Raw genomic sequence first — 9331 nt, forward strand, 5'->3', positions numbered from 1 at the left:
GAGCGCGTGATGCTGCCCTACGGCAGGACCTGCTCGACAGCGAGAAGGACCGCGCCGAGAACCTGATGATCGTGGACCTCACCCGCAACGACCTCACCAAGGTCTGCGTTCCGGGAAGTGTCCACGTTCCGAGGCTGTTCGCGATCGAGTCGTACTCGTCCGTTCACCAAATGGTGTCGACGGTGCGCGGACATCTGAGTCCGGGGTCGTCGGCGGTGGACTGTGTGCGTGCCGCGTTCCCCGGTGGATCGATGACCGGCGCCCCGAAGGTACGGACGATGGAGATCATCGACCGCCTCGAATCCGGCCCACGTGGGGTCTACTCGGGATCGATCGGGTACTTCGCGCTCGGTGGCGCCGCGGACCTCTCGATCGTGATCCGGTCGCTGGTCTGCACCGAGAGCGGCGTGACCTTCGGAATCGGCGGTGCCATCACAGCGTTGTCCGATCCGGAAGAAGAATTCGACGAGACCACGGTCAAGGCGTCCACGCTGCTCCGTGCGCTCGATGCGGTGTCCTCGCGGGTCCTCGAGTACGGCGGGTAGATCCAGCCATGACGGCGACATCAGGCACAGCGACGGTTGTCGGCGGGCTGGGTGCCGTCGGATCCATGTTCGTCGAACTGCTTCGCGCCGGGGGGTCGACCGTCACCGTCGTCGACCCAGCAGGCAGCGATCCCGACGGAGATGTAGTCGTCGGAGACATCACGAAACCCAGTGAGCAAGTCCTCGCGCACGTGGAGTCCTCGCGCATCATCGTGCTCGCGGTTCCCGAACAGGTCGCTCTAGCCGCACTACCGAGCCTTCGGACATCCGGCGCTCTCGTTGTGGACACGCTGTCGGTCAAATCGCGGATGGACGCAGCAATCGCCGACGCCGGCCGAGAAGGGGAGTTCCTCGGACTCAACCCCATGTTCCGTCCGTCGCTCGGGCCACGCGGTCGGGCCGTCATCGCAGTGCCGTACGTCGGCGGTCCGCAGTCCGACAGATTCCTCGACATCGTGCGCTCGTGGGGAGCGTCGGTCGCGGTGATGGACGCCGATCGTCACGACCGGTTGGCTGCGGCCACCCAGGTTCTGACACACGCGTCGGTGCTGGCTTTCGGCGTTGCCCTGGCCGAACTCGGAGTTTCCGCGGACGAACTCCTCGCGGTCGCCCCTCCCCCGCATCGGGCCTTGCTCGCGCTCCTGGCGCGTGTAGCCGGCGGCGAACCGGAGGTGTACTGGGACGTACAAGCGGGCAATCCGTACGCAGGTGCGACACGAAAAGCACTGTTCGATGCCACCGCACAGGTGGACAGGGCGGCCGAGACCCTCGGCGACTTCACGACGCTGATGAAAACCGCCGACGCAGCGCTCGACAATCGCTCAGGCGAATTGAACGCGGAGTGCCAGAGCTTGTTCGATCGCATTTCCGAAGGGCACGGAGAGATCGCCGAAGGGCACAGAGAGTAGGGCACGATGAGACCTGGAGTGAGTCCGCCCAGCCTCCCGGAGTACGACGCCTCCGATCCGGTCGAGAGTGCAATCGTCCGCCGCCTTGCGAGCAATTGGGCGCGCCGGGCAACCGTGAAGAAGGCGGAACCGGAACTGGACGATCTCTTCGATTCGTCGCTGTCCGACTACCCCGAAGCACTTCTCCCGTTCGCGGAGCATCCGACCTACCTGGCATTGAGCCCCGAGCAGAAGCAACGCCTGCAAGCCTGGGCATGGATCGCGTTCAACAAGAACGTCATGGACATCGAGAAGTACGTCGTCAATCCCGGCTTCGACGTTCTCGCCGAAGACCGACTCGGCGTCGGTCTCGGAGATTGGGCTGCAGTGGCGGTCAATCAGGCGATGGTCGACGAGCAATATCACACGCTCATGCACTTCAATGCCAGTTCAGCGACCCGTCGAGGCAGGGGCTGGGGGCTGCCGGCGAAGGCACTGCCAGACGTCCTGACGGTCCGCACGCGGGCGCAAGCTCTCGACGCAGCCGAGGGGCCTCGCAAGATTGCCCTGACACAGTTGGCGTTCATGACCGTCGCCGAGGTGTCGATCACCGCATACCTCGACCTGATCTCGGACGACCCGGGCGTGCAGTCGATCAACCGCGCGACCATTCGGTTGCACGCTCGCGACGAGTACTGCCATGCCTCGATTGCCGGGAAACTGGCGGTACTGGTCTGGGATTCCTTGAATCGTGGAGATCGCAGCTATCTACTGGAAGGCTTCGAGGGCGCCATGCGCGCTTTCAGCGGGACCGACTTCGGCGCGTGGCGAGCAATCATGGAGATCGAAGCCGTAACCGGCGGACAGAAGATGCTCGACGACATCGAATCGGGACGGCGCAACAACCTGTTCGTCCAGGACTTCAGCGGTATCGAGAGGTTGTACAAGACCTTGAATCTGGACAGGATGTAGCCGACTCTCACGAATCCACGGGCATAGTGCGGGCTCCGGAACCTGACAGCAGTTTCCGCCATGACAACCGATCGGTTTGCCGGTCGTACATTCGGTACGCCGGCCACAACAGAGCATGCAGAATTGACGTCTTGAGAATCATCAAACGAAGTCGTGTAGTCATAGCCTGGTGATACTCGAGCGTTGTCACCGAAGCCTTGTTGTATGACAGAAACTCGATGGGTCCAGTCTCTCCCCTACGACCGGAGATTTCGCTGCGCATGTCCAGGTCAGTGCCGAACTGCATCCCTGCCTTCATCAGGCACAGCGACAGATCCACGTCTTCGTGAATGTCGGTGCGATCACTGACCTTGTCGCGGATCGAGCGCCACGACGTCGCCCGAATCGCCATATTCGAACCAGTCAGTGCGTGCGCCGGTTTGATTCCGTGGAAATCGCCACGGGCCTCGGCTTTGTTCACCGCTGCTCGTTGAAGACCCGAAAACGGTGACTCGTAAAACAACGAGAAACCGGTAACGGCATCAAGATCATGAGAAGCGAAGGAACTTCGAACCGCTCGCGCCCACCCTGGTGCGACACGCGAATCCGCATCGACCCTGCCGATGAATTCACCCACTGCGATGTCGAACCCGGCATTACGTGCATGAACAACGCCCTGACGCGGTTCTACAAGATATCGAATTCGAGAATCCCGCTGCTCGAAAGAACGCGCGATTTCAGGGGTGCGATCGGTGGAATTGTTGTCGACAACTATTATCTCGAGGATCTCGTCCCCTTGACAAGCGAGGGACTCCAAACACCCGGCGATGTAGTCCTCCTCGTTGTACACGGGAACCACCACTGACAACGTGCCGATATCCATGAGCAGTAGGTTACCTCGCCAGAGGGAGTCGACTTGATGATCGAGTCAGGGGTGCCCGTCGATCGAGTACGAACTCGTAGTATTCGACGAGCATTCAGGACGCGCGAACACGGTTCACACCTGTCGGCGACCCGAAATCAGGCCCGGTATCGGACACTGTGCGATATCGCACATTCCCGTCGGTCGGCCTGACCGCGGCTTATCGCCAAGCTGCACATTTGCATCGATCCCCACCGCGCGAAGGCCGGAACGAGGTTGTCCCTCCGGTAACATCCACTGTGCATCCGGAGATAGACGTACAAGGTTCCCGCAACCACTGGGGTCCTTACCAGTGACTCCGGCTCGGGCTACGGCTTGCTCGAGAAAGGACAGTGCCGAGAGGCCCTGTCCAAGCACAGCTCGGCCCGAACACCCATGTAGACAGCGGAGAATTGATGCCCTTATCGACGGACGCGGCGGTAGTCGTGGAGGACGTTCACAAGTCCTTCAAGGATGTGCACGCATTGCGTGGCATCAACTTCCAAGCTCCCAAGGGCACAGTGCTCGGCATCCTTGGACCCAACGGCGCAGGTAAGACCACCACCGTCAAGGTTCTGTCCACGTTGATTCGGCCTGACCGCGGCGTCGCAATGGTTGCCGGATACGACGTCGCTCGCAACCCAGCCGACGTTCGCCGTTCGATCATGATGACTGGCCAGTTCGCCGCACTCGACGACGCACTCACCGGACGCGAGAACATCGAACTGTTCGCTCGCCTGATGGGCCTCGATCGCGCATCCGCCAGGCAACGCGCCGTGGACCTTCTCGAGGAATTCGATCTCGTGGAAGCTGGGGGGCGAGCCGTTGCAGGCTACTCCGGCGGCATGCGACGACGCATCGACATTGCGTGTGGATTGGTAGTGAGGCCAGAAGTCGTATTTCTCGACGAGCCGACGACTGGACTGGACCCCCGCAGCCGCCAGAGCGTGTGGAACCTCGTGCAGACTTTGAAGGAGCAAGGCATCACGGTTCTGCTGACCACTCAGTACCTCGAGGAAGCTGACCTCCTCAGCGACAACATCATTGTCATCGACAAAGGATCTGTCATCGCGGAAGGGACGGCCAACGAATTGAAGGCACGAACCGGCGCCAGCTTCTGCGAAATCGTTCCCGCCGAGGCAAGCTTGCTGGGGCCAGCAGCCAACGCGTTGGGTAATTTGGTTCCGCCGGACTTCCGCTTCGATCTGGCAGTCGAGAACGGCCGAATTGCAATTCCCGCACCCCGTGGTTCTGCGACCCTTGCAGAAGCTCTGCGGCGTCTCGATCACGCACGGATACCACTCGCGGACATCGCCCTGCGCAGGCCTTCACTTGACGACGTGTTCCTGTCGTTGACGGGGCAGTCGCGTCCGAGCGAAACAAGCGATGCGACGTGACCACGACGACGAAATACGCAACTCAAGATCTTGCCTTGAAACAGGTAGGTCAACGGTCCATCACGGTGCCGAATGCAGCTCGGATCGGACGCCATCGTCGTCCGCAGCCATCCGCGGTCACACAGTGGTGGACCCTTACCGGCCGTACCGTTCGCGCAATGATTCGCCGGCACGAATTGCTAGTCGCAATCGTCGCGCCATTGATCTTCACGGTCGGCTTTTACCTGCCCCTCAAGTTCGTAATGCAGCTGCAGGGAATCAATTACGCACAGTTCTTGATGCCGATCATCGTCTTGCAGGCGATGGCCTTCACTTCGATCTCAGCGGCGCAGATGTCGGCGACCGAACGCATCACTGGCTTCAGCAGTCGCATGCAAACCATGCCGGTTTTCGGCCCGGTTCCACTGTTTTCGCGGATGAGTAGTGGATTCCTCCGATCCGTCGTCTCCCTGACGGCAGCAGTGATCTACGGATACGCGATCGGATTTCGCTTCGTCGGTGGTCTGTCACAGGCCATGCTCTTCTGCGTGATCGCGTTGACTTTCAGTACGTGTTTGTCGCTCGGCGGTGATGCAATCGGCTCGCTGTCGAAGAGCCCACAAGCAACCAGTCAGGCATTGACACTTCCCCAATTGATCCTCGGAATGCTCTCGTGTGGATTTGTTCCGGAGAGCGGATTCCCGGAATGGATCCGGCCGTTCGTACGCAATCAGCCCGTATCTCAGTTCTCCTACGCCATGCGGGACCTGGCTGCCGGCACCCTCACCCCGAATACGTTGGTGCCAGTTGCGGCTTGGTCGATCGGTTTGATAGCGGTATGCGGGCCACTCGCATACTGGGCAAGTACGAGGCGAGCGTGATGAGTTCTCTCGAGAAGCGTGAGGAGATACGCAGTGGGAGGGCGCTCGCGTTCCCTCTTCCCAACGCGGCACTACCCGAGAACTCGGCCAGCGCGCTCTGGACCCACAGCCTTATTCAGGCGAAGCGGCTTCTGATCAACTGGGCGCGCGATCCTTCAACGACTGTTCAGGCGCTCGTTTATCCCGCGTTGACCTTGATCATGTTTCGCGTTGTTCTGGGAAATTCCATCACAGCTGCCACCGGGCAGCCGAGTATCTATGGGACTGTCCCGCTCATCATTCTCGTGGGGGCGATGTTCGGTTCGATCGCCAGCGCAGTTGGCTTGCGGGGCGAGCTGAAGAGCGGTCTGCTCGGTCGATTCTGGACGCTGCCCGCACACCGAGCATCGGGCCTGGTGGGCCGGATGATCGCTGAAGCCGTTCGAGTTCTACTGACAACGATCGTCATCATCGGCGTTGGTTATGCCGTCGGCTTCCGGTTCACTCAGGGCCCGCTTGCGGCAGTGGCAATGATACTTCTACCCATCGCATTCGGCATTGGGTTCGCGGTGATGGTCACGGCTCTCGCCACGATGTCGGAAAATGTCCCGCTCGTCGAATTGGTTTCCATTGGGTGCACCCTGTTGATGTTCTTCAACAGTGGTTTTGTCCCGACAATGGCATATCCGGTCTGGCTTCAACCCGTAATTGCCGCACAACCGATGTCCGTCGCAGTCGACGCTATGCGCGGACTTTCGCTCGGAGGCCCGGTCCTGGTGCCAGTTCTGAAAATGCTTGCCTGGTCAGCGGGAATGATCGCTGTTTTTCTATATCCTGCGATTCGGGGTTACCGCCGGGCTGCGGAGACTTCATGACAGACGCATCCAGCGAGTGTGGCCTTATACCAGAATTTAAATATCTAAATACGGTAACAGTCCACAAACAATAACCGACTCAATTCTCTGAATGCGACAAGGTCGCAATCGACAATGAATCAACCGAAAGGTATGAGGTCTTGACGCGAAATTCTACGACCTGGCGACGCACCGTACAGATCGGTGCATTGGCCGTTGCCGGCTCACTGCTCACAGCCGGTCTCGCGCAGGCCACCCCCGCGCGCGTCGGTGGCGACTCATCCGAAACAGCGTCGACGGGCTCCTACATCAAATCCGTCGAGAAGGTCAATGACCGTCAGCTCGTCGTCAACGTCTATGCGGCGTCGATGGACAAGGACGTTCCGATTCAGGTGATCACCCCGGCCGACAACTCCGAACCTCGCCCGATCGTCTATCTGCTGAACGGTGCCGGCGGCGGAGAAGATGCCGCGACATGGGAACTACAAACTGATGTAGTCGATTTTTTCGCTGACAAGAACGTGAACGTCGCCACGCCTGTCGGTGGGCGTCTCTCCTACTACACCGACTGGGAGAAGGACGACCCCAAGGCCGGACGCAACAAGTGGTCGACCTTCCTGGGCAAAGAATTGCCCCCGTTGTTGAACGAAGAGCTGGGGAGCAACGGTAAGCAAGCCATCTCGGCCATCTCGATGTCCGGTACGTCGGTACTGAACTTGGCGATCGAGTACCCCGGTTTCTACAGTTCTGTTGCCGCTTACAGTGGCTGCGCACAGACCAGCGATCCCCTCGGACAAGCATTCGTCCGGACGACCACGGAATGGATCGGCGGCGTCGACGACATCACGAATATGTGGGGACCATTGGACGGACCGGGATGGGTCGAACACGATCCGCTCGTCAACGCAGAGAAGCTGCGTGGGACGCCCATCTACATGAGCACCGGAAACGGGCTTCCTGGAATTCCGAACGACACATTCCTCAACCCACGTCTGAGTGATGGTCGCGCATATACGGAGAACCAGATCATCATCGGCGGCCCGATCGAAGCAGCGACCAACCTTTGCACTTCGAACATGGCCAAGCGCCTGTATGAATTGAATATTCCGGCCGTTGTCGACTTCCAGCCGGTCGGGACCCACTCGTGGGGCTACTGGCAGGATCAGCTACACAAATCATGGCCGTTCATCGCCGGTTCGCTCGGAATCTGAGACAACCGCAGGAACATTCTCAACCAGCCAGCCTGTTCTTCTCGATCAAATGCGAGAAGAACAGGCTGGCTTTCCTCTATACCTCAGTCCGTAGGTACATGGCTTGCGGAATAGCTGACATCAACGAGGGCTTCGCCAGAAAAAGTGACTGAAGTGATCGAAGTGTGAGCCACATCGCGTTCATGCTGCCGACGCCACAATGATTCGCTCCTCAACGAACGCCGCAAGGTACAGATGGGCAGCTCGTGGCTGAAGCACACGCCCTCCTTGCCCGCGCTCCGACGCCGAGCCGAATCCAGGGCAGCAGACATACGTCTGACCATCGATTTGTAGCTCTCCCCCCACGAAGGCGTCACTGGATTCCACGTTTTGAGCAGCAACCCGACCGACGGCTTCAGTCTCGGGTCTCCCGCTGCGATCCCGTCGAACCTTCCCTCCCACTCCACAAGATCTTCGTTCTTCTCGATGGGTAGATTCAACAAATCGGCTAGCGGAGTGGCAGTTTCAATCGCGCGTTCGAGCGGGCTGGAGAAGATCGAAGAGATTGGACGATCACCGAGAATCTCGGCGACTGCCTTCGCCTGGCGATTGCCCAATTCGGAAAGCGAGTATCCGGGTAGCCGGCCGTAAATTACTTTCGACGGATTGAACACCTCTCCGTGACGTACAAAATGCACGACAGTGCGAGGTTCGGCCGACCGAGCCGGGGTTTCATCAGTCATGACGAGCGCTTCTCCTGCGTACGTAGGTACTCGGCGACGATCGGCCCGATCAACTCGAGCTTGTCCGGATGCATCATCGACGTGTGATTGCTGTCGATATCGATGTCAGTGATCTGTCCACCGATCACCGATCTCCATTCGTCTGTCACTGTGAAGTCCATGTCCATGCCCGCAGCTGCCCGGAACATCACCACGTCGCCATCATATTTGCGCGGCTCATACCCGGAGATCAATTCACCACTCGCCGAAGCGAAGTCGTAAAGTGCGCCAATCTGTGTCTCAGTCATGAACGACACCGAGTCCAGCGTTTTACCGATGGCGATGATCTGGCTGCGATCAAGAGAATTGACGTCGGCACCTTCACCGAGTTCCACTCCCCAACTAGCTGCCATGTCACGGGTGTTCTCGAGCGCTACATCATCGTCGACCTCCCTCGGATGACGTGGATCCACCATGAACAGAGAGACCTCGAAACCTTGCTCGCGTAGAAGAACAGCACATGCATGGCCGATGAACCCTCCAACTGAGTGGCCGATTATGTTAAACGGCCCAGTCGGATTCACATCGATCATCTCACGCACGTAACGGTGCGCTAGCTCGTCGACAGAGGTCGGTAATGCCCACGCCTCCGTCATTACGGGAGTTTGCAGGCCGTAGATCGGTGTATCTGCCTCTAGATACGGAGCGAAGCCCGAGGCCTTCCACGCCAGACCACTCATTGCATGGATATAGAAGAGCGGTGGCCGCTGTCCCTCGATGCGAACGGGAAAGAGCACGCCGATCGCATGATCGTCCGGTGTCGCCGAACCTGATTCCCGAGCCTCTTCGATCCTGGCAGCGAGTAATTCGGGTGTCGATGCACCGAAGAGCATGCGGACAGGAACATCGAAATCGAGTGTGCTGCTCAAGTTGGCGGTCAATTTCATCGCGATGAGGGAGTTGCCACCCAACTCGAAGAAATCATCATCCAACCCCACCCGATCAACACCCAACACACCCACAAACGCCGACGCCACCACCAACT

The 9331-nt window shown here is 59.3% G+C and carries 10 protein-coding genes; 7 read left to right on the top strand and 3 right to left on the bottom strand.

Annotation, left to right across the window (positions count from 1 at the left end; translation table 11 throughout):
* The 3 genes from A2J01_RS06400 to A2J01_RS06410 all read left to right on the top strand — a co-directional run.
* Window positions 1–545, top strand: a 545-nt coding sequence (locus tag A2J01_RS06400) for an anthranilate synthase component I family protein (RefSeq protein WP_197494167.1), incomplete at its 5' end; no start/stop codon positions are given.
* An 8-nt stretch (window positions 546–553) separates the two neighbouring features.
* Complete coding sequence (locus tag A2J01_RS06405; RefSeq protein WP_064112334.1) at window positions 554–1453, top strand: prephenate dehydrogenase dimerization domain-containing protein; 900 nt, start codon at window positions 554–556, stop codon at window positions 1451–1453.
* A gap of 6 nt (window positions 1454–1459) precedes the next feature.
* A complete protein-coding gene (locus A2J01_RS06410; protein WP_064112335.1) occupies window positions 1460–2404 on the top strand; it encodes a diiron oxygenase in 945 nt (314 codons plus the stop codon).
* Window positions 2405–2411: 7 nt separating this feature from the next.
* On the opposite strand, the gene A2J01_RS06415 is transcribed toward A2J01_RS06410, so the two are convergent.
* Entirely contained in the window at window positions 2412–3266 is an 855-nt protein-coding gene (locus A2J01_RS06415) for a glycosyltransferase family 2 protein (RefSeq protein WP_054188114.1), read from the bottom strand.
* A gap of 434 nt (window positions 3267–3700) precedes the next feature.
* Between A2J01_RS06415 and A2J01_RS06420 the strand changes: the two genes are divergently transcribed.
* From A2J01_RS06420 to A2J01_RS06435, 4 genes are all read left to right on the top strand, one after another.
* Complete coding sequence (locus tag A2J01_RS06420) at window positions 3701–4681, top strand: daunorubicin/doxorubicin resistance ABC transporter ATP-binding protein DrrA (RefSeq protein WP_054188113.1); 981 nt, start codon at window positions 3701–3703, stop codon at window positions 4679–4681.
* Complete coding sequence (locus A2J01_RS06425; protein ID WP_054188112.1) at window positions 4678–5541, top strand: ABC transporter permease; 864 nt, start codon at window positions 4678–4680, stop codon at window positions 5539–5541. The genes A2J01_RS06420 and A2J01_RS06425 overlap by 4 nt, the downstream gene beginning before the upstream one ends.
* A complete protein-coding gene (locus tag A2J01_RS06430; RefSeq protein ID WP_064112337.1) occupies window positions 5541–6395 on the top strand; it encodes an ABC transporter permease in 855 nt (284 codons plus the stop codon). The genes A2J01_RS06425 and A2J01_RS06430 overlap by 1 nt, the downstream gene beginning before the upstream one ends.
* A gap of 140 nt (window positions 6396–6535) precedes the next feature.
* Window positions 6536–7585 (top strand): alpha/beta hydrolase, encoded by a 1050-nt coding sequence (locus A2J01_RS06435; RefSeq protein ID WP_054188111.1) that lies wholly within the window; start codon window positions 6536–6538, stop codon window positions 7583–7585.
* Between the two features lie 83 nt (window positions 7586–7668).
* Here A2J01_RS06435 and A2J01_RS06440 read toward each other — a convergent pair whose 3' ends face one another.
* Together A2J01_RS06440 and A2J01_RS06445 are read right to left on the bottom strand one after the other, a co-directional pair.
* Window positions 7669–8307: a histidine phosphatase family protein gene (locus A2J01_RS06440; protein WP_054188110.1), complete on the bottom strand. Its 639-nt coding sequence runs from the start codon at window positions 8305–8307 to the stop codon at window positions 7669–7671.
* On the bottom strand, window positions 8304–9331 hold a 1028-nt coding region (locus A2J01_RS06445; RefSeq protein ID WP_231915716.1), incomplete at its 5' end, for a thioesterase domain-containing protein. The genes A2J01_RS06440 and A2J01_RS06445, both read right to left, overlap by 4 nt.

The organism is Rhodococcus sp. EPR-134, from assembly GCF_001647205.1.
GTDB lineage: Bacteria > Actinomycetota > Actinomycetes > Mycobacteriales > Mycobacteriaceae > Rhodococcus_F > Rhodococcus_F qingshengii.